General features: G+C 64.9%; 26 protein-coding genes and 1 tRNA gene. 18 read left to right on the forward strand and 9 right to left on the reverse strand.

What is annotated here, in order from left to right; genetic code table 11:
* Positions 1-41 precede the first annotated feature (41 nt).
* The gene (locus tag NLN62_RS05410) at positions 42-143 is read left to right on the forward strand and encodes a hypothetical protein (RefSeq protein WP_254113346.1); all 102 of its coding nucleotides are present in this window, start codon (positions 42-44) and stop codon (positions 141-143) included.
* Between the two features lie 17 nt (positions 144-160).
* Here the strand turns inward: NLN62_RS05410 and NLN62_RS05415 are convergent, their stop codons facing one another.
* Positions 161-358, reverse strand: coding sequence for a hypothetical protein (locus NLN62_RS05415; RefSeq protein ID WP_254107805.1), 198 nt, complete (start codon positions 356-358; stop codon positions 161-163).
* Between the two features lie 670 nt (positions 359-1028).
* Between NLN62_RS05415 and NLN62_RS05420 the strand changes: the two genes are divergently transcribed.
* Positions 1029-2285, forward strand: a complete 1257-nt coding sequence (locus NLN62_RS05420) for a tyrosine-type recombinase/integrase (RefSeq protein ID WP_254107807.1) — start codon at positions 1029-1031, stop codon at positions 2283-2285.
* Positions 2286-2293: 8 nt separating this feature from the next.
* On the opposite strand, the gene NLN62_RS05425 is transcribed toward NLN62_RS05420, so the two are convergent.
* Positions 2294-2473 carry a hypothetical protein gene (locus NLN62_RS05425; RefSeq protein ID WP_254107810.1) on the reverse strand — a complete coding sequence of 60 codons (180 nt, stop codon included), beginning with the start codon at positions 2471-2473 and terminating at the stop codon, positions 2294-2296.
* 117 nt (positions 2474-2590) lie between these two features.
* Positions 2591-2667: transfer RNA gene (locus tag NLN62_RS05430), tRNA-Pro, on the reverse strand.
* A gap of 68 nt (positions 2668-2735) precedes the next feature.
* Between NLN62_RS05430 and NLN62_RS05435 the strand changes: the two genes are divergently transcribed.
* The 6 genes from NLN62_RS05435 to NLN62_RS05460 all read left to right on the forward strand — a co-directional run bounded on the left by NLN62_RS05435 (position 2736) and on the right by NLN62_RS05460 (position 8851).
* The gene (locus tag NLN62_RS05435) at positions 2736-3725 is read left to right on the forward strand and encodes an L-threonylcarbamoyladenylate synthase (RefSeq protein WP_254107812.1); all 990 of its coding nucleotides are present in this window, start codon (positions 2736-2738) and stop codon (positions 3723-3725) included.
* A 20-nt stretch (positions 3726-3745) separates the two neighbouring features.
* Complete coding sequence (locus tag NLN62_RS05440; RefSeq protein ID WP_027524328.1) at positions 3746-5173, forward strand: FAD-binding oxidoreductase; 1428 nt, start codon at positions 3746-3748, stop codon at positions 5171-5173.
* The gene (locus NLN62_RS05445) at positions 5170-5625 is read left to right on the forward strand and encodes a GNAT family acetyltransferase (protein WP_027524327.1); all 456 of its coding nucleotides are present in this window, start codon (positions 5170-5172) and stop codon (positions 5623-5625) included. The genes NLN62_RS05440 and NLN62_RS05445 overlap by 4 nt, the downstream gene beginning before the upstream one ends.
* 200 nt (positions 5626-5825) lie before the next feature.
* On the forward strand, positions 5826-6407 hold the full coding sequence (locus tag NLN62_RS05450; RefSeq protein WP_027524326.1) for an NUDIX domain-containing protein: 582 nt from the start codon (positions 5826-5828) through the stop codon (positions 6405-6407).
* Between the two features lie 305 nt (positions 6408-6712).
* Complete coding sequence (locus NLN62_RS05455; RefSeq protein WP_027524325.1) at positions 6713-7642, forward strand: glycine reductase; 930 nt, start codon at positions 6713-6715, stop codon at positions 7640-7642.
* 15 nt (positions 7643-7657) lie between these two features.
* The gene (locus tag NLN62_RS05460) at positions 7658-8851 is read left to right on the forward strand and encodes a CaiB/BaiF CoA-transferase family protein (RefSeq protein ID WP_254107814.1); all 1194 of its coding nucleotides are present in this window, start codon (positions 7658-7660) and stop codon (positions 8849-8851) included.
* A 126-nt stretch (positions 8852-8977) separates the two neighbouring features.
* Here the strand turns inward: NLN62_RS05460 and NLN62_RS05465 are convergent, their stop codons facing one another.
* A complete protein-coding gene (locus tag NLN62_RS05465) occupies positions 8978-9736 on the reverse strand; it encodes an SOS response-associated peptidase (RefSeq protein WP_254107816.1) in 759 nt (252 codons plus the stop codon).
* A gap of 63 nt (positions 9737-9799) precedes the next feature.
* On the opposite strand from NLN62_RS05465, the gene NLN62_RS05470 reads away from it, so the two are divergent.
* The 4 genes from NLN62_RS05470 (at position 9800) to NLN62_RS05485 (ending at position 11743) form a co-directional block, all read left to right on the forward strand.
* Positions 9800-10300, forward strand: a complete 501-nt coding sequence (locus NLN62_RS05470; protein ID WP_027524322.1) for a hypothetical protein — start codon at positions 9800-9802, stop codon at positions 10298-10300.
* A gap of 10 nt (positions 10301-10310) precedes the next feature.
* Positions 10311-10733: an NUDIX hydrolase gene (locus tag NLN62_RS05475; protein ID WP_254107817.1), complete on the forward strand. Its 423-nt coding sequence runs from the start codon at positions 10311-10313 to the stop codon at positions 10731-10733.
* A gap of 54 nt (positions 10734-10787) precedes the next feature.
* Positions 10788-11165, forward strand: coding sequence for a TIGR02301 family protein (locus tag NLN62_RS05480; RefSeq protein WP_027524320.1), 378 nt, complete (start codon positions 10788-10790; stop codon positions 11163-11165).
* Between the two features lie 311 nt (positions 11166-11476).
* On the forward strand, positions 11477-11743 hold the full coding sequence (locus tag NLN62_RS05485; RefSeq protein ID WP_027524319.1) for a hypothetical protein: 267 nt from the start codon (positions 11477-11479) through the stop codon (positions 11741-11743).
* 164 nt (positions 11744-11907) lie between these two features.
* Here the strand turns inward: NLN62_RS05485 and NLN62_RS05490 are convergent, their stop codons facing one another.
* From NLN62_RS05490 to NLN62_RS05510, 5 genes are all read right to left on the reverse strand, one after another.
* Positions 11908-12225, reverse strand: a complete 318-nt coding sequence (locus NLN62_RS05490) for a cupredoxin family copper-binding protein (RefSeq protein ID WP_254107818.1) — start codon at positions 12223-12225, stop codon at positions 11908-11910.
* Between the two features lie 10 nt (positions 12226-12235).
* Entirely contained in the window at positions 12236-12769 is a 534-nt protein-coding gene (locus NLN62_RS05495) for a DUF4142 domain-containing protein (protein WP_254107819.1), read from the reverse strand.
* Between the two features lie 88 nt (positions 12770-12857).
* Complete coding sequence (locus NLN62_RS05500) at positions 12858-13544, reverse strand: RNA polymerase sigma factor (RefSeq protein ID WP_371933102.1); 687 nt, start codon at positions 13542-13544, stop codon at positions 12858-12860.
* A gap of 69 nt (positions 13545-13613) precedes the next feature.
* Positions 13614-14492 (reverse strand): sulfurtransferase, encoded by an 879-nt coding sequence (locus NLN62_RS05505; protein ID WP_254107822.1) that lies wholly within the window; start codon positions 14490-14492, stop codon positions 13614-13616.
* Between the two features lie 199 nt (positions 14493-14691).
* Positions 14692-16026: a dihydroorotase gene (locus NLN62_RS05510; RefSeq protein WP_254107825.1), complete on the reverse strand. Its 1335-nt coding sequence runs from the start codon at positions 16024-16026 to the stop codon at positions 14692-14694.
* Between the two features lie 103 nt (positions 16027-16129).
* Between NLN62_RS05510 and NLN62_RS05515 the strand changes: the two genes are divergently transcribed.
* The 6 genes from NLN62_RS05515 to NLN62_RS05540 all read left to right on the forward strand — a co-directional run bounded on the left by NLN62_RS05515 (position 16130) and on the right by NLN62_RS05540 (position 22631).
* The gene (locus NLN62_RS05515) at positions 16130-17011 is read left to right on the forward strand and encodes a folate-binding protein YgfZ (protein WP_254107828.1); all 882 of its coding nucleotides are present in this window, start codon (positions 16130-16132) and stop codon (positions 17009-17011) included.
* Positions 17008-17634: a DNA-3-methyladenine glycosylase I gene (locus tag NLN62_RS05520; protein WP_254107831.1), complete on the forward strand. Its 627-nt coding sequence runs from the start codon at positions 17008-17010 to the stop codon at positions 17632-17634. The genes NLN62_RS05515 and NLN62_RS05520 overlap by 4 nt, the downstream gene beginning before the upstream one ends.
* Positions 17631-18248 carry an HD family hydrolase gene (locus NLN62_RS05525; protein ID WP_254107833.1) on the forward strand — a complete coding sequence of 206 codons (618 nt, stop codon included), beginning with the start codon at positions 17631-17633 and terminating at the stop codon, positions 18246-18248. The genes NLN62_RS05520 and NLN62_RS05525 overlap by 4 nt, the downstream gene beginning before the upstream one ends.
* Before the next feature lie 134 nt (positions 18249-18382).
* The gene (locus NLN62_RS05530; protein WP_027524310.1) at positions 18383-18889 is read left to right on the forward strand and encodes a tyrosine phosphatase family protein; all 507 of its coding nucleotides are present in this window, start codon (positions 18383-18385) and stop codon (positions 18887-18889) included.
* Positions 18890-18911: 22 nt separating this feature from the next.
* A complete protein-coding gene (locus NLN62_RS05535; protein ID WP_254107835.1) occupies positions 18912-19880 on the forward strand; it encodes an NAD regulator in 969 nt (322 codons plus the stop codon).
* Positions 19881-19925: 45 nt separating this feature from the next.
* Positions 19926-22631, forward strand: coding sequence for a DUF2339 domain-containing protein (locus NLN62_RS05540; protein ID WP_254107837.1), 2706 nt, complete (start codon positions 19926-19928; stop codon positions 22629-22631).

A 22631-nucleotide genomic window follows, 5' to 3' on the forward strand; every position in this document is an offset into this window, starting at 1 on the left:
GGGACTGGTGCCATGGGCAGTGGACAGATCAAGGCGGATCACTGTCCCGCAGTGAGCGGCTCGCAAAATACAATCGCCTGCTCGAAATCGAGCGCGAGCTTGGAGCTGGGACCGTTTACCAAGGTCCATTTCCGAAAGCATGAAAGCTGGGCGAATGCACCTATAGAGCTGCCTGCGAGTTGCGATGCGTCCTTTTCGGCGAGATAGCGACGCCTGTGCGGTTTGGCTTGTTTGCTTCGAACTGCTCGCGTGCAATCTGACGACCGATCAGGCGAGCGAGCGTCTTGAGGGCCTGATCTGCGCGGATTGAAATGACATAAGTGTCAGTGATCGGAATTTCTTCGTTCTCTTTCCTCATGATGAAATCCTAAAGACCGCCAAGAAAAGCGGTGCTCGGCCGGCACGCGTTATGTTTTCTGGATTCGGATGGCCGAGCTCAGCGCAGCCGGAGCACTAATGCTTGCGACCGTGACGAAGCGATGAGTGTGGTTGCGGGGTGATTTGAACCTGTGAGCTAAGCCATTGATGTTATTGGGCTCGATTTCAGACAAAAAAATAACCCCAGCAAGTCCTTCAGACTGCTGAGGTTATTTCCCAACTTGGTTGCGGGGATAGGATTTGAACCTATGACCTTCAGGTTATGAGTTCCAAATTGTCCGATTTACACTCGAAAGCCGCCGATTGCCGCACCAACCAGGAGGCAACGCTTCTCGAAGAGCAGATTTCGCATACACCTCGGACCCAGCGGCCGATCGAAAGGCCTCGCGTACTCACGAGTACCACGTTCAAGATATGCCGAAGCGTAAGATCGACAAGTTCGCACGCGCGAATGCACGGCCCGATCCTGCCCAATGGGGCGAGGATGAAGTGATGACACTTGTCGAGGCCGCTGTCGTGTTCTTTCCGCACGGTCCATTGACACTATCATCGTTGCGCAGGGCAGCGACCGCAGGGACTCTTGAAATAGCCAAAGTGGCAGGCAAAGATCTGACCACCCCTCGTGCCATCCGCAAACTGGTCAAGCCTTCATGCCGGGCCGCAAAGCCAAGCCGCCACGACTCTGGTTCCGAGAGGACGATGAGACCTGGATCATCCTCGACCGCGGCCGGCAGATCCGCACAGGCTGCCGCCGCGACGACATTGATGGCGCTGCGAAGGCACTCGAAACCTACATCGGCGGGCGACATACCAGCACAATCGGTGCCACTGACCCGGGCGCCCTCGCCATAGCTGATGTTCTCACCGCTTACGAGATTTCAAAGCGCCCCAAGGAAAAGGGCGACCGACGCGCGTGGGCACAACACGATCTGCTGCTTATTCGCGTGCTCGACCTCAACAATTTCTTTGGCGACAAGACGGTCAGCGAACTCAAAGCCCAACTCTGTCGCGATTTCGTAGACTGGTCTACGGGCACACCGAACGACAACAACAGGAAAGGCGATATCAAACCGCGCAACGGCACGGTCTCGGACCAAACTGCGCGACGCCGGCTCGAGGATTTGCGGGCTTCCGTCAACGCGTATCATGCGGAGCACACGCTTAATGTCGTGCCCAAGATTACCCTGCCCCCGAAGGCAGAGGGGCGTCACCGCTGGCTGACACGCAATGAAGCCGCACGCTTGCTCGGTGCAGCGATCGGCTATGTGTGGGACAATGAGCAGGAGACCTGGAAGCGGGGGGAAGATGGCAAGCTCTTGAGACGTGAACGGTGGATCATCCGTCGCCGCTACCCAGCTGCGCGCTTCACTTTGATTGGTATCTACAGCGCCCGCCGCGAAGAGACGATACGCCGCACACAGTGGCTACCGACTACGACACATCCCTGGATGAACCTGGGCGCAATGGTGTACCAAGGTAAGGGTGCCTTGGAGCGGTCAACCAAAAAGCGACGCCCGCCCGCAAAGATCGCCAGCCGACTGCGCCCTCACCTGGTCCGTTGGCGAAAGATCGACGAGATGCGCTCCTCCGAACTCAGAGCGGCGGGCGTCATGAAGAACGGCGAGGAGATTCGGTTCGTCGTCAACCGCATCCGCGATGGCCAGCCGCTTGCCGGCAAGATCAGGTCGGCTTGGGAAGGAATCCTGGAGGATGCTGGGCTGGGCGATGATGTGGTTCGCCACTCCTTGCGCCACACCGCCGCGACCTGGCTCATGCAAGCCGGCGTCGATATGTGGGAAGCCGCTGGCTGGCTTGGGATGACCGTGGAGCAGCTGGAGGCCAACTACGGCCATCACCACCCGGACTTTCAGGAAGAGGCGGCGGAAGCATTTGGCGGAAGGCGCTGAGCTGCACGCTACTCGCCGCCAGCTATTCGCACCTGGATATCGGCCAAAATCAGCTCGTAGGTCCGGAGCGAGGACCTGGGGTGCTCAATCATGTCCTGTGTGACATCGCGCCAAGGGCCGTTTCCCTTGCGCTCCCCGATTGTCATTGTTCCAGTTTCAAGCGGCGCAAGATCGTCGCGGATTTGCATATCTGCTCCTCGACGTCCGTGTAGGCCTTAAGCTCGACCGGCATAGCTGCCGTATCCCAAATCGTTGCGCATTTCATTGCGCCCGAAAAACATCGAAACTATAAGTACTTGAAACAATGGTCGGAGTGGCAGGATTCGAACCTGCGACCCCTGCGTCCCGAACGCAGTGCTCTACCGGGCTGAGCCACACTCCGACAAGAAGGCGGCTTATAGCGTCGGGTTTGGCACACCGCAAGCGGCCGATTTGAGGAATTTTGTCCCAGTGAAAACGGGCCTGACTACCGAGATTCTACCGGCCGGACCGGCCGCCACCGATGCCGCCGCGCGGGCGCTTGCGGCGGGCCTTCTGGTCGCGTTCCCGACCGAGACGGTCTACGGGTTGGGTGCGGATGCCGCCAACGCGACCGCGATCGCCCATCTCTACGCTGCCAAGGGCCGCCCCGCCTTCAATCCGCTGATCGCTCATGTCGCCGACCTCGCCGCGGCGAGGCGCATCGGACGATTCGATTCGCGGGCCATGAGGCTCGCGGAAGCCTTCTGGCCGGGGCCGCTGACGCTGGTGGTGCCGAAGACGGATAACTGCCCGGTCGCTGAGCTTGCGACCGCCGGGCTCGATACGGTCGCGATTCGCGTCCCCGCCCATCCGGTCGCGCAGGCGATCCTGCGTGCCTTCGACGGGGCGGTGGTGGCGCCGTCGGCGAACATCTCCGGCCACGTCTCCCCGACGCTGGCGGCGCATGTGGAAAGCGATCTTGCGGGGCGGATCGACCTGATCGTCGACGGCGGGCCGGTCGAGGTCGGCGTCGAATCGACGATTCTCGGCTGCTTCGAGGCGCCGATGCTGCTTCGCCCCGGCGGACTGTCACGCGAGAAGATCGAGGCCGTGCTCGGCGCGCCACTGGCGCGGCCGCCGCAAGATGTCGAGAGCGACGACAGCCAGCCACTCGCGCCTGGCATGCTCGCCTCGCATTACGCCCCGCGCGCCACCGTGCGGCTCCATGCGCATGATGTCGCACCCGGCGAGGCGCTGCTCGCCTTCGGACCGGCCGTGCTGCCCGGCGTCGAACAGGCAGCAAGCGTCATGAATTTGTCGGCGAGCGGCGATCTCGATGAAGCCGCCGCCAATTTGTTCGGCTATCTTCGCGCGCTCGATGCGAAGAGCCCGCGCGCCATCGCGGTGATGGCGGTGCCTGAGGAAGAGCTCGGCGAAGCGATCAACGACCGGCTGCGGCGCGCAGCGGTCGGGCGGTAAGGAGCGGGAAGAAGAAAGAGATGAACGTGACGAGAACTGCCATGCCGCCGCTGCCGCCCGAGTTGATCGAGAAATTCCGCGCCATCGTCGGCGCCAAATATGCGGTGACCGATCCGGCCGACATCGAGCCTTACGTCACCGAGGAGCGCAACCTGTTCCATGGCCGCTCGCCGCTGGTGCTGCGGCCCGCAACGACTGCGGAAGTCTCCGCGATCTGCAAGCTCGCCTCCGAATACAAAATCGCGCTGGTGCCGCAGGGTGGCAACACCGGCCTCGTCGGCGGCCAGACGCCGCACAATGGCGAGGTGGTGGTGTCGCTGCGCCGGCTGGACAAGATCCGCGAGGTCGATACCGCCTCCAACACCATGACCTGCGAGGCCGGCGTGGTGCTGCAAATCGCGCAGCAGAAGGCAGCCGAGGTCGACCGACTGTTCCCGCTGTCATTGGGCGCGGAGGGAAGCTGCACCATCGGCGGCAACCTCTCGACCAATGCCGGCGGCACAGCAGCGCTCGCCTATGGCGTCGCGCGCGAGATGGCGCTGGGGCTCGAGGTCGTGCTCGCCGACGGGCGCGTTCTCAACGCGCTGTCGAAGCTGAAGAAGGACAACACCGGCTACAACCTGCATAACCTCTTCATCGGCGCCGAAGGCACGCTCGGCATCATCACCGCGGCGACCCTAAAGCTGTTTCCGAAGCCGCGTGCGATCGAGACCGCGTTCGTCGGGCTGAAGTCACCGGCAGAGGCGCTGAAACTCCTGACGATCGCGCAGGGCGAGGCATCGACCGCGCTGACGAGTTTTGAACTCCTGGCGGAAATGGCGGTCGACTTCTCGATCCGCCACGGCATCGACGTGCGCGATCCTCTGCAAGAGAAGCATCCCTGGTACGTGCTGATGGAACTGTCCTCGCCGCGCGACGATGCGCGCGCCACGCTGGAATCGATCCTCACCCGCGCGATGGAGGAGGAGATCGTCGACGACGCCGTGATCGCGGCGAACCTGACGCAGCGCTCTGGCTTCTGGAAGCTGCGCGACGAGATGTCGGCGGCGCAGAAGCCCGAAGGCGGCTCGATCAAGCATGACATCTCCGTTCCCGTCGCCGCGGTGCCCGCCTTCATCGCGGAGGCCGATGCCGCGGTCGTCAAGCTGATCCCCGGCGCGCGCCCGGTGCCGTTCGGCCATCTCGGCGACGGCAATCTGCATTACAATGTCAGCCAGCCGGTCGGGGTCAATACCGCCGACTTCCTCGCCCGCTGGCACGACGTCAACGCGGTCGTGTTCGAGATCGTGCTGCGCATGGGCGGCTCGATCTCGGCCGAGCACGGCATCGGCGTGCTCAAGCGCGACGAGCTGCCCGAGGTGAAGGACAAAACCGCGATCGAGCTGATGCGGCAGGTCAAGGCGATGCTCGACCCCCTCCAAATCATGAACCCCGGTAAAGTGCTGTGAACGTGCCCGTCTCCCCTTCCCCGCTCGCGATCGCCGAAATCGCGGATGCCGATGTCGAAACCGTCGTCGCGCTCTGGCAGCGCTGCGGCCTGACGCGGCCCTGGAACGATCCGCATGCCGACATCGCGCTGGCGCGGCGCGAGGCGAACTCGACCGTGCTGATCGGGCGGAACGGCGATGCGATCGCGGCCAGCGCGATGGTCGGCCATGACGGCCATCGCGGCTGGATCTATTACGTCGCGGTCGATCCCGATTGCCGCAAGCGCGGCTATGGCAGCAGCATCATGGCCGCCGCCGAGGACTGGCTGCGCCAGGCCGGCATCGCAAAACTCCAGCTCCTGGTCCGCCGCGAGAACAAGCAGGCTGGCGCGTTCTACACGTCCCTCGGCTTCGAAGAGTCAACGTCGGTGATGTTCGCCAAGTGGCTCGACGGCCGGGATCCTACGCCGTAAGACTGAGCCAAGATGCCGCCGCGAACGCGGTGCGCTCCCTCGCCCCGTTCTTACGGGGAGAGGGTTGGGGTGAGGGGCTGCTTCCGCAAACACAATAACAGTTGGACTCGCGGAGAGTCCCCCTCACCTGGATTGCATCTTCGATGCAATCCGACCTCTCTCCGCAAGCGGGGCGAGGTGAACAAACGAGAGAGATCCGCATGTCCGTTTCCGATCGCGTCCGCGTCAAAGATGTCCGCCTGCTCTCGGACAAGAAGTACATTCTGAAAGCGGCGACCTTCGAGTGGCGCCGCAACGATGGGCAATGGCAGACGCAAACCCGCGAGGTCTATGACCGCGGCAACGGTGCGACGCTGTTGCCCTATAACCGCAAGCGGCGCACCGTCGTGCTGGTGCGGCAATTTCGCTATCCCGCCTTCGTCAACGGCTATGACGACCTGCTGATCGAAGCCGCCGCCGGCATGCTCGACGACGCCGATCCCGAAGCGCGCATCCGCAGCGAGGCCGAGGAGGAGATCGGCTATCGCCTGCATGACGTCCACAAGGTGTTCGAGGCCTTCATGACCCCCGGCGCAGTAACGGAGAAGCTGCACTTCTTCGTCGCCGAATACGAGCCGGAGATGAAGGTTGGCGACGGCGGCGGCCTCGCCGACGAAGGCGAGGAGATCGAGGTGCTGGAGCTGCCCATCGACGAAGCGCTTGCGATGATCGCCGACGGCCGCATCGTGGATGCGAAGACGATCATGCTGCTGCAATATGCAGCGCTGCACGTCTTTCGGTAGCTAGGTCGAGCCGCGTGCGAGCTGCTTTCCCTCCTCCCCTTGCGGGAGAAGGTGGCGCGCGCAGCGCGCCGGATGAGGGGTTGCATCCGCGCGCTCGCCGTTGAGAGTTTTACTCGCGGGGAGAGACCCCTCACCCGTCTCGCCGCTTACGCGGCGAGCCACCCTCTCCCGCAAGGGGAGAGGGGACAGCAGCGCAATTCGCTCCAACACGCCTGCAATACAGACCTGCGTCGCCCTACCCGCTGTTGAGCAAATCGCCGACTATCTCTACTCTGTCCGCAACAAGAACCCGAGGAGACGCGCCCATGTCAGCTCCGCGCGACGATGAATTCGGCTTTGCGCCCGACTACGACGCTCCCATTCCCTATATGCAGCGGACCCGCGATTACTACGCGGCCATCGGCTACACCACGCCGTATCGGTGGGCGCACTATGTCGACGCACCGTTCCAGCCGCTGAAGAAGCCACTGGCGCAATCGCGCGTAACCATCATCACCACGGCCGCGCCTTACGATCCGACCAAGGGCGATCAGGGGCCGGGCGCGCCCTACAATGGCGGCGCAAAGTTCTACAAGGTCTATGACGGCGACACCTCGCAAGCGCACGATTTGCGCATCTCGCACATCGGCTACGACCGCAAGCATACAAGCGCGACCGACAGCGGCACCTGGTTTCCACTGCCGCAGCTCCTGAAGACCTCTGCTGCCGGGCGCATCGGCGAGGTGAGCCAGCGCTTCTTCGGTGCGCCGACCAACCGCAGTCATCGCGTCACCCTCGACACCGACGCGCCGGAGATTCTGGCACGCTGCCTCGCCGACGAGGTCGATGTCGCAGTGCTGGTGCCGAACTGCCCGGTCTGCCACCAGACCACCGCGCTGGTCGCGCGGCATCTCGAATCCAACGGCATTCCCACCGTCGTCATGGGCTGCGCCAAGGACATCGTCGAGCACGCCGCCGTGTCGCGCTTTTTGTTCTCCGACTTCCCGCTCGGCAATTCCGCCGGCAAGCCGCATGATGTCGCTTCGCAATCGCAGACGCTGGAGCTCGCATTGAAGCTCCTCGAGTCCGCCAGCGGCCCGCGCACCACGATGCAGTCGCCGCTGCGCTGGAGCGAGGACGCCTCCTGGAAGCTCGACTACAACAACGTCGCACAGCTAAGCCCCGAGGAACTTGCGCGGCGGCGCGCCGAGTTCGACAAGCAGAAGGAGATCGCGCGCGGCAACCGCGCGGCCTGACGGGAGAAACGCGCCGTGACGAGGCCCTTCGAAGGCGTCAAGATCCTCGACTTTACGCAAGTGCTGGCTGGCCCCTATGCGAGCTACCAGCTCGCGCTGCTGGGTGCCGACGTCATCAAGGTCGAGCGGCGCGAGGGCGAGGACATGCGCCGCACGCCGCTCAGCCGCGAATGGGCCGAGCGCGGGCTCGCGCCGGCATTCCAGGCGATCAACGGCAACAAGCGCAGCCTCACGCTCGGTCTGCAAAAGCCGGACGCGATCGCGATCGTGAAGAAGCTCGCCGCGCAGGTCGATGTCGTCATGGAGAACTTTCGCCCGGGCGTGATGGACAAGCTCGGCATCGGCTACGAGGCGCTGTCCGCGATCAATCCAAAGCTGATCTATTGCGCCGTCTCCGGCTTCGGCCAGACCGGCCCCGATCGGCTGCGCCCGGGCTATGACGGCAAGATGCAGGCGCTTTCCGGCATCATGGCCATCACCGGCCATCCCGAGACCGGGCCGACGCGCGCGGGCTTTGCGGTATGCGACGTGCTCTCGGGCGCGACCGCGGCGTTCGCCGTCTCCAGCGCGCTCTACCAGCGCGACCGCACCGGCAAGGGGCAGCTCGTCGACGTCTCCATGCTGGAGGCGACGCTGGCGTTCCTGTCGGGCCAGATCGCGGACTGGTCGGTCGCCGGCCATCGCCAGCAGCTCTCGGGCAACCAGGCGGTCAGCCGCAAGACCACGGCGAACCTGTTCAGGTGCGGCGACGGCTACATCCTGCTCGCCGTCAACAACGAGAAGCAGTATCGCGCACTGATTACGGCGCTCGGCCGCGCCGACACGCTCAGCGATCCGCGCTTTGCCGACTGGTTCTCCCGCAACGAGAATGAGCCCGCGCTGCGTGCGATCATTGAGGCCGCGCTTGCGACGAAGAGCCCGCGCGAATGGGAGACGATCTTGGAGGACGCCGGCGCGCCCTGCGCCAGTATCTGGACAATCGAGGAGATCATCGACCATCCGCAGATCGTGGCACGCGGCGCGATTCAGGAGCTCGACACGCCCTACGGCCGCCTGCGCTTTGCTGGCAGTGGTTTCAAGCTCGCGCACGGCGGCGGCAAGCTCGACCACATGGCGCCGGCGCTGGGCGCGGATACGGATGCGGTGCTGGGCGAGCTCGGTTTTAACGAAGCGGAGATCGCGGATTTGCGGGCAAGGGAGATTGTCTGAGAGTGGCGCCACAAACTCCGCAGCCGTGGGGTGGGCAAAGCGAAGCGTGCCCACCATCGCGCAACGAGTAACCAGAGAGATGGTGGGCACGGCACGTCGCGCCTTTGCCCACCACGACGCCGGCAATCAAAACAACGAGCCCTGCCCGTCATCGGCAGGCGCTGCCGCTGCTTTTCGCGCCGCCTTCTTCGACTGCGGCGCCTCCGCCTCCATCTCCTCGGCGCTGATCGGCAGCAAAAGCTGCGCGTCGTCATTGGCGACGCGGTTGACGCGGGTGGAGACCGGGTGCCAGGCGAATTCGCCGATGCGCGGGGCGGCCATCAGCGGCAGGATCGCATCGACCTCGTCGCCGCGGCAGTCGAGCCAACGCTCGAAATCGTCAGGCGAAATCGTCACCGGCACGCGGTCATGCAGCGCGGCGAGATCCTCGCTCGCAGCCGCCGTGACGATCGCGACCGTGTCGAGCTCCTCGCCGTTCGGCCCGACCCAGGTCTCGAACACCGCGGCAAAGCCGAGCGGCTGCCCATCGGCGCGATGGATGAAATAGGGCTGCTTGCGGCCGTCCACCGCCTTCCACTCGTAGTAACCGTCGGCCGGAATCAGGCCGCGGCGCCGCCGAATCGCGTTCTTGAAGGCGGGCTTTTCCAGCACCGTCTCCGAGCGCGCATTGATCAGCAACGTAAAACCACGGGGATCCTTCACCCAGGTCGGCAACAGCCCCCAGCGCATGAGCTGGAAATGCCGCGCGCCCTTGTCGATGAGCACCACCGGAATCGGTTGTGTCGGGGCGACATTGTGCCGTGGCGGGAAATTCGGCTGCTCGAGATAGCCAAAGAGTTGCCGCAAGGCCGCCGGGGCCGAGGTTATGACAAAGCGTCCGCACATCCTTGAGGGCCTATATAGGTTCCGTTCAGCACCTTTTAACCCCGAACGTTAACACTGCGGCCGATGAGCTCAATGGTCTCCGATCCCGCGCGGACACATGTAGTGACGGGCCCCGAGGCTGCGGCCTGGGCTGAGCGGCTGCGCGTGGCCAACATCAACCCGCTGACCGGGCTTGCCACCGACTATCTGAACCATTTCAATGAAGCCGTCATGCTGCTCGAAATGGTCCCGGACATGCCGGAATGCGCCGAAGACTTCTTGACCTGGACGCCGCTGTCTTATGCCGAGCATTTCACCGCCTCGAACTTCAAGGCGCGGGATCTGGCGATCGAGGCCTATGAGAAGGCCGCTCCCAACGTGCGCGCCCAGTTCGACCACATCACCGATACCATGACCTCGATCCTGACGGCGGTCGGCTCGGCGATGCGCGAGGTCGAAAAGGATACGACGCGCGTCCGGCTGGCCGAGCAGGCCGCCCTCTGGGTCAAGCCGCTGATCGCGGCGTGCGGCGGCATCATCAACGGCGGCGCGGAAGCCGACGTCGATACCATCATGTCGAATTGAGGCCGACACCGTGCAGCCGAGCCATCCCCAGCTCGCCGTCAGCGCCGCGATCTTCCGCGACGGCAAGGTGCTGCTGGTTCGCCGCGCCCGCTCGCCGGCCAAGGGCTTCTATTCGCTGCCGGGCGGCCGGGTCGAGTTCGGCGAATCGCTGCACCAGGCACTGACGCGCGAGGTCGACGAGGAAACCGGGCTCGCCATCGACATCGTCGGCCTTGCCGGCTGGCGCGAGGTGCTGCCGTCGACCGGCGGTGCCGGCCACTACCTGATCATGTCCTTTGCGGCGCGCTGGACGGCCAGGGAGCCGGTTCTGAACGAGGAGCTCGACGATTTCCGCTGGCTCGCTCCCGACGCGCTGGGCAGCCTCGGCAACCTCAAGCTCACCGGCGGGCTGGACGAAGTCATCCAGGCCGCAAAGCGCCTGATCGGGTCCTGACGGCCCGTGTGGCCGCCTTGCGTCTGCCGCCCTTAAGGGGCATACACGCCGCCGATGTCCACGCGATTTCCGGCCGTTTTGGCCCTGATTCTGGCCTGCGCCGTCCTGCCCGCCCGGGCCCAGGACGTGGCTGCGCCGTTCGACGGCGATTTGCAGCGGCTGGCGGAAATCCTCGGCGGCCTGCACTATCTGCGCGGCATCTGCGGGGCCAACGAAGGCAACAAATGGCGCAACGAGATGCAGGCGTTGATCGACGCCGAAACCCCCTCCGGCGAGCGCCGCACCCGCATGATCGCCGGCTTCAACCGCGGCTATAACGGTTTTCAACAGACCTACCGGAGCTGTACGCCGGCCGCGACGGTAGCGATCCGCCGCTACATCGAGGAAGGTTCGAAGATCTCCCGCGACCTCACGGCGCGCTACGCGAACTGAATTGCCGCCGCCTTCAACTGCCAACCCTCATCCCTGCGGAGCAGGCGTCTCGAAGGATGTAAGGTCGAGCTGCATCAGCCGGGCCTGCATGGTTCGCCCGGCGATGCGAAGCATCGTCCGGAGACGCGCGTTCCGCGCCTCCTCACCATGAGGATTTGGCACTACCGGATGTGTCGCTGGAACAACTCATCCACATTGTTCACCTCCGTTAACCTTTCCTAAAGATGTGGTCTAGGCGGCGTTAATCTGCGTGCTACACCTCTCACGCAGCGCATCGCAGTGGATCGCGCCTCCAGCCTGTTCCGAGCTTCATGAGCATTCCCGTGTCCTACGCCCCCGCCCGCGCGCCACTGCCCGACCACGAGCAGAAGCAGGCCGCGCTCAGCTATCTCAACGAGGCATGGGCGGAAGCGCGCCATGACGGCGTCGACGGCGATTGTCTCGCGCAGGCGAGCCTGTTCGCCGCGCTCGCCGAGCTCGTCGGCACCTATGGCGAGGATGCGGTGGCGAAATTCGTCGAGGGTTTTCCCGCCCGCATTCGCAACGGCGAGTTCTCGGTCGGACTGGCGAAGCAGTAGCCAAAAATCACCCCGCCGGGAGAGGCGGGGCGAAGTCTAGGGATGAATGACCTCACGACAGGTCGCGATGGCTGTGCTCACGATCGCACGAAAGCGCGCGTCACGAGATAAGCAATAATCCGCGAAATGCGCGGGAGTTTTTCCTGATATCGCCGGGGGAAACGTCACGGCTCTACTCTGAGCGTCGCCTTCATGTTGGGATGGTAGCGGCAATAGTACTCCACCATCCCCGCCTTCTTCAGCACGAAGGTCGCCGATTTCTTCGCCGGCAGATTTACGTCGAAGTCGCCATTCCTCGCCGTCGCCGTGTGGGCGAGGACGTCCTTGTTGACCCACTCAACGGAGTCGCCGACCTTCGCCGAAACCTCGGCCGGCGAGATCTCCAGATTCTCCATCGAGATCTGAACGGTCGCGGCGCGCGCCGGGACGAGTATCGACGCGAGCATGATTGCGGTCATCGCCAACAGCCGTCCCGGCATCATCGCCTCCCATCTATTTCAGCTCAGCAGCGACGTGCTCGGCATGCTGCTCATGGCCCTGGAAGATCTTCAAGCCGGTTTGCAGCAGGCCCTTCAGCTCCGCATTGTCCGCGGAGGGAATGAGCTGGGTCTCCAGCGCGCTGTCGACTGCCTTGTGGTAGGCGACCTCGTTGTCGACATAGGCCTTGTCGAAGTCAGCACCTTTGAGCTTCGAAAGCTCGGCGAGCTTGTCGTTCGCCTGTTTCGTGAGCGTGCGGCTGGTGTCGTTGTCTTCGGGTGTTACCTTCAGCTTCTTCACCAGCGCGAGCGCCTGCTTGTTGACCGCCTCATGATCGCGCACCATGTCCTGCGCGAACGCCTTCACGTCCTTGTTCTTGGCTTTCTTCAGAGCCTGCTTGGCGGCATTGATGTCGATCACGCCCGCGGTGTAGGCGATATGGGCGATCTGCGGATCGGTCGGCTTGTCAGCCGCTCCGGCGCCCTGCACGAAGGCAGGGCTGACAAAAAGAGCGATCGTGACGATCGCCGCGCTCCATCGGACGAACATGATTTGACACTCCTGTGGTGCCGGAACTCATCCGGCGTATGACCTGCACAGGAGTTGGATGGGAAATTCCGATAAAGGTTCCTGAGAATTACGCGCCGACGCCGAGCCGCTTCAGCACGATCTCGGTCAGGCGCTCGCAACGATGACCTGCGAACGGGAACGCATCCATCACCACCGGTCCGATCTTCTTCTCGACGTTCTCCCGCAGCATCGTGCGGGCGCGGTGCAATCGCGTCTTCACGGTCTCCGGTTTGACGCCGAGCAGATCTGCCGTCTCCTCGACATTCATACCCTCCATCACGCGCGCGATGAAGACCATGCGGAAGGCATCTGGCAATTCATCGACAGCGTGCTCGACGACGCGCTGGATTTCACGTTGGGCCATGGATTTTTCCGGATCGCCTGCGGCGGAGGACAAGGGAAACTGGATGATCTGGGCTTCAAGCGTTGCCTCCGGCAGCGCGCCGAGCTCGACATGCACCTTCCGGCTTCTCACCCGGCCGAGCGCCTCGTTGATGGCAATGCGCGACAGCCAGGTCGACAGGCCGGACTCGCCGCGAAAGCCGTCGAGATGCGTAAACGCCCGCACATAGGTCTCCTGCACCACATCCTCGGCCTCGCTGTCGTTGCGCAGGATGCCGCGAGCCAGCCGATAGAGCCTGCGATTGTTGGCCTGCATGATCGCGCGCAGCGCCGCCTCGTCGCGGGCACGGGCGCGCTCGACCAGTTCGGCCTCGGTCAGGCCTGTGGCTTCCGATATTGCAGTGCGACGGATGGCGGTCACGGCTCGTCTCCAGCTTTTCCGCACATTGGATGCAGGCCCGCCCAAAAGGTTCCCGCCAATCTACTCTTTGTCCGTCTCGATCGGCAGCCCGGGATCCCTGGCCCATTCGCCCATGGAACCGTCGTAGAGCGTGAGCTTGTCGTAGCCGAGCTGCGTCAGCATGAGGAGATCGATCGTCGCCGAGATGCCGCCGCCGCAATAGCAGATCACGTTCTTGTCGCGCGTGATGCCCTGGGCCGCGAACTTTGCTTCGGCATCGGCGAGCGCGGTCAGCGTCTTGTCGGCGGCATTGACGAGCGTTGCGGCCGGCACGTTCACACTGCCGGGAATGCGGCCGGGCCTGCCATAGCGACTCGGTTCCAGTCCGCGATGAAACTGTGGCCCGAGCGCGTTGACGATCATGGTGGAGGAATCGTCGATCCGCGCCAGCACGGCGGATTTGTCGACGAAGAAGCCCTCGCGCGGCGCGGCCTTGAATATCGTCTCCGGATAACCGCCCGGCGCCCCCTGCTCGACTGGTCGCCCTTCGGCCTTCCATTTGTCGAAGCCGCCGTCCAGCACGCGCGCATCGACGCCGAGCGAGCGCAGCATCCACCAGAACCGCGTCGCCCACATCATGCTGCCAATGCTGTAGAGCACGATCGTCTTGGAGGCATCGAGGCCGTGGCGGCCGAAGGCGGCCTCAAGCTGCGCGGTCGCCGGCATCATGAAGAGCGGACGTGCGGAGGTGTCGGAGAACTCGCCTTGCAGATCGAGGAAATCGGCGCCGGGAATGTGGCCGGCCGCGAACGTCTTGTCGCCGGGCACGGCGATGTACGGCACGTCGCTGCCTTGCGGCACGGGCTCGTTGTAGGTCGTGCAATCGTAGATGCGCAAGTCGGGCCGGCCGAGCATGGCGGCGAGCCGTTCGGTGGTGACGAGCGGTGCCAGTCGGGTCATTGGTGCCCTCCCATGCCTCCCTAGTGTCGCCCTGGCGAAAGCCAGGACCCATTACCACAGGATTGAGTTGTGGCGAACGAAGTTGGCCACCAGTCTTCATAACAACTTCCGGTCGGGGTTATGGGTCCTGGCTTTCGCCAGGACGACAGCGGAGAATGTTGCGCGCATCTGAGCGCAACGGCCGCCCTTCACCCAAACCCTACTGCTTCAGCGTCTCCAGAAACCGCACCGGCTCGCCTTGCGACGGCGCCACCAGCTCGCCTTGCCACATCACGCGCTTACCGCGGACGAAGGTGCCGACCGGCCAGCCCGTGACGCGCACGCCGTCGTAAGGCGTCCAGGCGGCTTTGGAGGCGATCCATTTGTTGGTGATGGTCTCGCTGCGCTTGAGGTCCACGATGGTGAAGTCGGCGTCATAGCCAGCGGCGATGCGGCCCTTGCAGGCGATGTTGAAGAGGCGCGCGGGGCCGGCGCTGCTGAGATCGACGAAGCGGGTGAGCGACAGCCGGCCGGCATTGACGTGGTCGAGCATCAAGGGCACCAGCGTCTGCACGCCGGTCATGCCCGAGGGCGAGGCCGGATAGGTCTTGGCCTTCTCCTCCAGCGTATGCGGCGCGTGGTCGGAGCCGAGGATGTCGATGATGCCCTGCTCGATGCCGCGCCAGATACCGGCGCGGTGATCGGCCGAGCGCACCGGCGGATTCATCTGGGCGAGCGTGCCGAGCTGCTCATAGCATTCGGGCGCGGACATGGTGAGGTGATGCGGCGTCGCCTCGCAGGATGCGACATCCTTGTGGTCGCGCAGGAACTCGATCTCTTCCTTGGTCGAGATGTGCAGCACGTGGATGCGCCTGCCCGTCTCGCGCGCGAGCTTCACGAGGCGCTGCGTCGCCATCAGCGCTGCGGCTTCGTCGCGCCACACGGGATGCGAGCGCGCATCGCCCTCGATGCGCATCGACTTGCGCTCGTTGAGGCGATATTCGTCCTCCGCGTGGAACGAGGCGCGGCGGCGGATCACCTGGAAGATGCGGCGCAGGCTGTCATCGTCCTCCACCAGCAGCGCGCCGGTCGAGGAGCCGATGAACACCTTCACGCCGGCGCAGCCCGGCGCACGCTCGAGATGCGGCAGATCCTGCACGTTCTCGCGCGTACCGCCGATGAAGAAGGCGAAATCGCAATGCATGCGGTGATGGCCGCGCTTCACCTTGTCGGTGAAATCGGCCTCCGTCACCGTGAGCGGCGAGGTGTTCGGCATCTCGAACACGGCGGTGACGCCGCCCATCACGGCGCTGCGCGAACCGGTCTCGAGATCTTCCTTGTGCGTCAGCCCCGGCTCGCGGAAATGCACCTGCGTGTCGATCACGCCCGGCAGGATGTGCAGGCCCTTGCAGTCGACGACCTCCGCCGCCGCGCCTTGCGCGAGCGATCCGATCTCCGCGATGCGGCCAGCCACAATGCCGATGTCGCGGACGCCCTCGCCGTCCTGATTGACCACCGTGCCGGATTTCAGGATCACGTCAAAACGCTGGGTCATGGCTATCAGTCTCTCTCATCCCTCAGGCGCAGGGCTCGAGGCCTTGTCGTTTAAGCAGGGCGGGCTTACGTTCGAAGCCGGCATGTCGCAAGAGATTTTCGCAATGAAGGCAGCGTTTCTCCCCGATCGGGGAGTGGTCAAGGTCACAGGCGAGGACGCGCAGAGCTTCCTCAACGGCCTGTTCACCACGGATATTGGCAGGCTCAAGCCCGGGCTCGGCCGATTCGGCGCGCTGTTGACGCCGCAGGGCAAGATCATCGTGGATTTCCTGATCACGGAGGCACCCGCCGGCCATGGCGGCGGCTTCCTGATCGACTGCCCGAAGGCGCTCGCGGAAACCCTCGCCACCAAGCTGAAGTTCTACAAGCTGCGCGCCAAGGTCACTGTGGAAAATCTCTCTGATGATCTCGGCGTGCTCGCAGGCTGGGACGGCACGCCTGCCGCCCAGCCCGACCTGTCTTTCACCGACCCGCGCGACGAGCGGCTCGGGTTTCGCACCCTGATCCCCGCGGAACTCAAGGAGAAGCTCGCCGCGCTGATCGGTGCCGAGCTCGTCGAGGCGTCCGAATATGAGGCGCATCGCATTGCGCTCGGCGTGCCGCGCGGCGGGCTTGATTTCATGTATGGCGATGCATTCCCGCACGAGACCAACATGGATCGGCTCGCAGGCGTCGATTTCGACAAGGGCTGCTATGTCGGCCAGGAGGTGGTCTCGCGCATGCAGCATCGCGGCACCGCGCGCACCCGCAGCGTCAAGGTGCTGCTCGACGGCCCCTCGCCCGAGCCGGGCGCCACCATCCTCGCCGGCGACAAGCCGGTCGGCACCATCGGCTCGACGGCACAGGGCAAGGGCATTGCGCTGGTGCGCATCGATCGCGTCGCCGACGCGCTCGATGCCGGACAGACGCTGAGCGCCGGCGGGCTTGAAGTGAGACTCGCGGAACCCGATGTGGTCCGCATTCCAGCGAAACAGCCCGTCGCATGAGCCGCGCCGCTCGCCTGCATGCCGACGGCCTGACGCGTTGCCCCTGGCCCGGCGAAGATCCGCTGTATGTTGCCTATCACGACACCGAGTGGGGCGTGCCGGAATATGACGACCGCGCGCTCTATGAGAAGCTGATTCTCGACGGTTTCCAGGCCGGCCTCTCCTGGATCACGATTTTGCGCAAGCGCGACAATTTCCGCAAAGCCTTCGACGACTTCCAGCCGGAGAAGATCGCGCGCTACAACGCGAAGAAGGTCCACGCGCTGATGAACGATGCCGGCATCGTGCGCAACCGCGCCAAGATCGAAGGCACGATTGCGAGCGCAAAATCCTATCTGGAGATCATGGAAAAGGGCCCCGGCTTCTCGAAGCTGCTCTGGGATTTCGTCGACGGCAGGCCTCTGGTCAACAAGTTCAAGACCACGGCGAGCGTGCCGGCGTCGACGCCGCTGTCGGTGCAGATTTCCAAGGAGCTGTCCTCGCGCGGCTTCAAATTCGTCGGTCCCACCATCGTCTATGCCTTCATGCAGGCGACCGGCATGGTCAACGACCATCTCGTCGACTGCCATTGCCACGCGTCCTGCGGCAAGACGCAGCGCAAGCTTCGCCTCAAAGCCAGATGAAGGCCGGAAAGCGCGCCGCAAACGACGTGCAGTCCCGCGCCTGGCAGCGCATGCTGTCCGGCCGCCGCCTCGATCTGCTCGACCCCTCGCCGCTCGACGTCGAGATCGCCGACATCGCGCATGGGCTGGCGCGCGTCGCGCGCTGGAACGGTCAGACCACCGGCGCGCACATCTTCTCCGTCGCCCAGCACACGCTGCTGGTCGAAACCGTGATGCGCCACGAAAGCCCGCGCGTCGACCAGCGCCTGCGGCTCGCCGCCCTGCTGCACGATGCCCCGGAATACGTGATCGGCGACATGATCTCGCCGTTCAAGGCGGTGCTCGACGGTCACTACAAGGCGGTGGAGAAGCGCCTGCTCGGCGCCATCCACATTCGTTTCGGCCTGCCGGCGGCGCTGCCCGAGGAGATCACGCAGGCCATCAAGGCCGCCGATCGCGGCGCGGCGTATCTTGAGGCCACCGAACTCGCCGGCTTCAGCGAGAGCGAAGCCAGGCGTCTGTTCGGCCGCGACCCCGGCCTGCCCGAAACCGTCCTGCGCGACTATCTGACGCCGTGGACGGCCGCAAGAGCCGAGAAGCGGTTTCTGGAGCGGTTCAATGCGGTGTTTTCGTAGCGTAGGCTATTCGTAGGGTGGGCAAAGCGAAGCGTGCCCACCGATCAGTGCAAGGTGCAGCATGGTGGGCACGGCGCGTTGCGCCTTTGCCCACTCTACGGCGCCAGCTATAATCGGCTGCCAAAGGGAACGTCATGATCCACGTCTGCTCGCTTGCCGCCCTGCCCGAAACCGTTCGTCTCACCGGCGCCAGCCATGTGCTGACCGTGATGGCCAATGTCGAGCAAGTAGTGCGGCCGGTCTCGGTGCTACCGGCCAATCATCTGAAAGTCTCGATGGATGACATCACCGAGGAGCTCGACGGCTTCGTCGCGCCCTCGGAAGGACATATCAACCAGGTGCTCAACTTCGTTCGCGGCTGGGATCGCAGCGCGCCGCTGGTCGTGCATTGCTATGCCGGCATCAGCCGCTCCACCGCGAGCGCCTTTGCCGCAGCATGCTTGCTAAATCCGCATCGCGACGAGATCGAGATCGCGAAGAAGATCCGCGCTGCCTCCCCGATCGCCTCGCCCAACCGCCGCATCGTCGAGCTCGCCGATCGCGCGCTCCGCCGCGACGGCCGCATGCTGCGCGCGCTCGATGAGATGGGTCCGGGCGCGATGATGGTGGAGAGCCGTCCGTTCGTGATCGAGCTCGAATGACCACGCAAAACCCCTTTCCCGGATGAGCGACAAGCTGCTGACGCCGATCGAGATCGGCCTGACTGCCGCGATCGTCGCGATCGAGGACAATGAACCGCTGATCCTCACTGCGCGCGGCAGCGATGGCCTCGCGGGCCTGCCCTTCGGTCCGTTCGATGCGCTGACGCATCGGACCTTCGAGATCGGCCTGCGCGCCTGGGTCGAGGAGCAGGCTGGCTTAAGGCTCGGCTATGTCGAGCAGCTCTACACTTTTGGCGATCGCGGCCGTCATGCGGAGGCCGCCGATACCGGCGCGCATATGGTCTCGATCGGCTATCTCGCGCTGACCCGCGCCGCCGACAACGGAGTGCACGCGGCGGGCGCGACGTTCGCGCCGTGGTATCGCTTCTTCCCCTGGGAGGACTGGCGCGAGCAGCCGCCGGCGATCATCGTCCGCGACATCATTCCGGCGCTGACAAAATGGGCCGAGGAGGAAACGCCAGAGACGATTCGTGCGCTGCCGCGCAAGGATCGTGTGCGGCTGAATTTCGGCCTCGAGGGAGCTAGCTGGGACGAGGAGCGCGTGCTCGACCGCTACGAGTTGCTCTACGAGGCCGGGCTGATCGAGGAAGCGCGGCGCGACGGGCGTCCTGCGGCATTAGCGCGCAAGGCGCTTCCTGCGCTTGGCCTCTCGATGCGGTTCGACCACCGCCGGATTCTCGCCACGGGCATTGCCCGGCTGCGCGCAAAGCTGAAGTATCGTCCCGTCATCTTTGAACTTTTGCCCGCCGAGTTCACACTCACGGAATTGCAGCACACGGTGGAGGCAATCTCCGGCCGACACCTGCACAAGCAGAATTTCCGTCGTCTGGTGGAAAGCGAGGCGCTGGTCGAACCGACCGGCGTGATGTCGACACAGACCGGCGGGCGGCCGGCAGCACTCTATCGCTTCCGCCGCGAAGTGCTCCAGGAGCGGCCAGCGCCCGGCTTGCGCGTCCGCTCCCGGCGCTAAGAGCATGTTACGCGGGTCGCTTTTCGCGACTCGCCTGGAGGCCTTATGTTCGACGCTCCGTTCGACGTCTTTGCGGTGATGATCGCAATCGCCGCCTTCCTTATTTCATTGAAAGCGTCCAACCAGGCGACCGACCTCCGCCGACGGCTGAGCGCGCTGGAAGCTGGCCTGCACACGCCGCGGCAGGTCCAGCCGCCGCCGCTCACGCCACAGCAGGAGATGGAGCAGACGCTTGCGGCTTCAACGCCGGGCACCGCCGAGCGGCCTGCGCCCGACGCCGAGTTGGCGCCGCCCCTCGTCGCCGATGAGGCGACACCGCCGCCCATCGACACGGACGCAGCTCAAGCCGCGCCACCGCCTCCGATGCCGGCTGCGGGGCCGGGTCTCGAAGAGCGCCTCGGCACCCGCTGGGTGGTGTGGATCGGCGGCCTGGCGCTCGCGCTCGGCGGCTTCTTCATGGTGCGCTATTCGATCGAAGCCGGCCTCGTCGGCCCCGGCGTGCGTGTGTTTCTCGGCGGCCTGTTCGCGCTGGGGCTGCTTGGCGCCGGCGAATGGACGCGGCGCAAGGAGAGCATCGCCGACATCCAGGCGCTGCCGATCGCCAACATCCCCGCGATCCTCACCGCGGCCGGCACGGCGGTGGCGTTTGCGACGGTCTATGCGGCCTACGCGCTGTACGATTTCCTCGCGCCTGCGACCGCCTTCGTGCTGCTCGGCCTCGTTGCGCTCGGCACGCTCGCGGCGGCGCTGCTGCACGGGCCGGCGCTCGCCGGCCTCGGCGTGGTCGGCGCGTTCGTCACGCCGATCCTGGTCTCCTCCAACAAGCCGGACTACTGGGCGCTCTACATTTACCTCGCGATCGTCAGCGCGGCGAGCTTTGGCCTCGCGCGCATCCGGCTGTGGCGCTGGCTTGCGGTGACCACGATCGTCTTCGCGCTTCTGTGGACTTTCCCGGGTCTCGACCTCGGAGCGACACTCGCCGCCCCGCATGCCTTCCATGTGATCGCGGGCTTCGTGCTCGCCGCCCTGCTGGTGGTCTGCGGCTTCATGTTCGGCCCGACCATCGACGACGGCCAGATCGAACCGGTGTCCTCCGGCTCGCTCGCCGCCTATCTGTTCGGCGCGACGCTGATCGTGCTGTCGAGCGCGCATGCCGATCTGGCGCTGATCACGTTCACCCTCCTCGTTGCCGGAACGTTGTTCGTCGCCTGGCGCGCGCCTGCGGCGACCGGCGCACTCGGTGCGGCGGCAGCGCTCGTCTTCATCGTGTTCGCCGAATGGGCCGTGCGCGCAAACCCCGACATGCTGGTGCTGCCGGGCGGCCCGCTGCCCGGCATCGGACCGACCGCGACCGACAGTTCGGTGTGGCTGCACCTCGTGATGGCCGCAATCTTCGCCGTGGGCTTTGGCGGCGTGGGCTTCCTCGCACAGGGACGCTCGACCTCCGCGATCATCCCCGTCGTGTGGTCGGCGGCGGCGACCTTCACACCCGTTGCGCTCCTGGTCGCGCTCTACGCCCGCATCGCACATCTCGACCGCTCGATCCCGTTCGCGATCCTCGCCGTGCTGCTCGCCGCCGCTTTCGCGGCCGCGACCGAAGCGCTCTCACGGCGCGAGAACCGGCCGGGCCTTGCGATCTCGATTGCCCTCTTCGCCACCGGCACGCTCGGCGCGCTGGCATTGGCGCTGACCTTCGCGCTGGAGAAAGGCTGGCTCACGATCGCGCTGGCGCTGATGTCGCTGGGCACCGCCTGGATCTCGATCCAGCGGCCGATCGCCTTCCTGCGCTGGCTTGCCGCAATCCTGGCTGGCATCGTCACCGCGCGCATCGTGTACGACCCGCGCATCGTTGGCGATGCCGTCGGCACCACGCCGATCTTCAACTGGCTGCTGTGGGGCTACGGCGTGCCGGCGTTGTCGTTCTGGGCGGCGAGCCGCTTCCTGCACCGCCGCGGCGACGACGCGCCGCTGCGCATGGTGGAAGCCGCCGCGATCCTGTTCACCGCGCTGCTCGCCTTCATGGAAATTCGTCACTTTGCGACCGGCGGCGACATGACGTCGCCGCCCTCACTGCTCGAATTCGCGCTCCAGGCCTGCGTGACGCTCGCCATGGCGATCGGGCTGGAGCGGCTGCGACTGAGGAGCCTCAGCATCGTGCATAATGTCGGCGCGGTCGTGCTCACGGTGATCGCCGGGCTCATCAGCGTGTTCGGCCTTCTGATCCTGGAGAATCCGTGGCTGTTCAGCAGCATCGATGTCGGGGGCCTCGTGTTCAACCTGCTGCTGCTCGGCTACGCGCTGCCGGCAGTGCTCATGCTGCTGCTGTCCTATGCGGTGGCAGGACATCGTCCGACCGCCTATGCCAACACGATTGCCGGCGGCGCGCTGGTGTTCGCTCTCGCATATGTGACGCTGGAGATCCGCCGCTTCTATCACGGACCGGTGCTGCTCTATGGCGCGACAACGGGCGCCGAGCAATACACCTATTCGATCGGCTGGCTCGGCTTCGGCGTGGTGCTGCTCGGCGTTGGCCTCTTGGTCAATTCGGAGCGCGCGCGGCTCGCCTCCGCTGTCGTGATCGCGCTGACGATCCTGAAAGCCTTCGTCATCGACATGTCGACGCTGACAGGCGTCTGGCGCGCGCTGTCGTTCATGGGGCTCGGCATCGTGCTGGTCGCGATCGGCTGGCTCTACCAGCGGATCCTGTTCCGCCGGCAGACGCCGCCAGCCGTGACGCAGACGAGCGCGTGA

The sequence above is a fragment of the Bradyrhizobium sp. CCGUVB23 genome (assembly GCF_024199885.1).
Taxonomy (GTDB): Bacteria; Pseudomonadota; Alphaproteobacteria; order Rhizobiales; family Xanthobacteraceae; genus Bradyrhizobium.

Bases quoted from the DNA above. Each gene is read 5' to 3' on its own strand.
- NLN62_RS05415 (WP_254107805.1), bottom strand. From the start codon at position 358: ATGAGGAAAGAGAACGAAGAAATTCCGATCACTGACACTTATGTCATT.
- NLN62_RS05420 (WP_254107807.1), top strand. From the start codon at position 1,029: ATGCCGGGCCGCAAAGCCAAGCCGCCACGACTCTGGTTCCGAGAGGAC.
- NLN62_RS05425 (WP_254107810.1), bottom strand. From the start codon at position 2,473: ATGCAAATCCGCGACGATCTTGCGCCGCTTGAAACTGGAACAATGACA.
- NLN62_RS05440 (WP_027524328.1), top strand. From the start codon at position 3,746: ATGAACGTGACGAGAACTGCCATGCCGCCGCTGCCGCCCGAGTTGATC.
- NLN62_RS05450 (WP_027524326.1), top strand. From the start codon at position 5,826: ATGTCCGTTTCCGATCGCGTCCGCGTCAAAGATGTCCGCCTGCTCTCG.
- NLN62_RS05455 (WP_027524325.1), top strand. From the start codon at position 6,713: ATGTCAGCTCCGCGCGACGATGAATTCGGCTTTGCGCCCGACTACGAC.
- NLN62_RS05465 (WP_254107816.1), bottom strand. From the start codon at position 9,736: ATGTGCGGACGCTTTGTCATAACCTCGGCCCCGGCGGCCTTGCGGCAA.
- NLN62_RS05470 (WP_027524322.1), top strand. From the start codon at position 9,800: ATGAGCTCAATGGTCTCCGATCCCGCGCGGACACATGTAGTGACGGGC.
- NLN62_RS05480 (WP_027524320.1), top strand. From the start codon at position 10,788: ATGTCCACGCGATTTCCGGCCGTTTTGGCCCTGATTCTGGCCTGCGCC.
- NLN62_RS05485 (WP_027524319.1), top strand. From the start codon at position 11,477: ATGAGCATTCCCGTGTCCTACGCCCCCGCCCGCGCGCCACTGCCCGAC.
- NLN62_RS05490 (WP_254107818.1), bottom strand. From the start codon at position 12,225: ATGATGCCGGGACGGCTGTTGGCGATGACCGCAATCATGCTCGCGTCG.
- NLN62_RS05495 (WP_254107819.1), bottom strand. From the start codon at position 12,769: ATGTTCGTCCGATGGAGCGCGGCGATCGTCACGATCGCTCTTTTTGTC.
- NLN62_RS05505 (WP_254107822.1), bottom strand. From the start codon at position 14,492: ATGACCCGACTGGCACCGCTCGTCACCACCGAACGGCTCGCCGCCATG.
- NLN62_RS05510 (WP_254107825.1), bottom strand. From the start codon at position 16,026: ATGACCCAGCGTTTTGACGTGATCCTGAAATCCGGCACGGTGGTCAAT.
- NLN62_RS05515 (WP_254107828.1), top strand. From the start codon at position 16,130: ATGAAGGCAGCGTTTCTCCCCGATCGGGGAGTGGTCAAGGTCACAGGC.
- NLN62_RS05520 (WP_254107831.1), top strand. From the start codon at position 17,008: ATGAGCCGCGCCGCTCGCCTGCATGCCGACGGCCTGACGCGTTGCCCC.
- NLN62_RS05525 (WP_254107833.1), top strand. From the start codon at position 17,631: ATGAAGGCCGGAAAGCGCGCCGCAAACGACGTGCAGTCCCGCGCCTGG.
- NLN62_RS05530 (WP_027524310.1), top strand. From the start codon at position 18,383: ATGATCCACGTCTGCTCGCTTGCCGCCCTGCCCGAAACCGTTCGTCTC.
- NLN62_RS05535 (WP_254107835.1), top strand. From the start codon at position 18,912: ATGAGCGACAAGCTGCTGACGCCGATCGAGATCGGCCTGACTGCCGCG.
- NLN62_RS05540 (WP_254107837.1), top strand. From the start codon at position 19,926: ATGTTCGACGCTCCGTTCGACGTCTTTGCGGTGATGATCGCAATCGCC.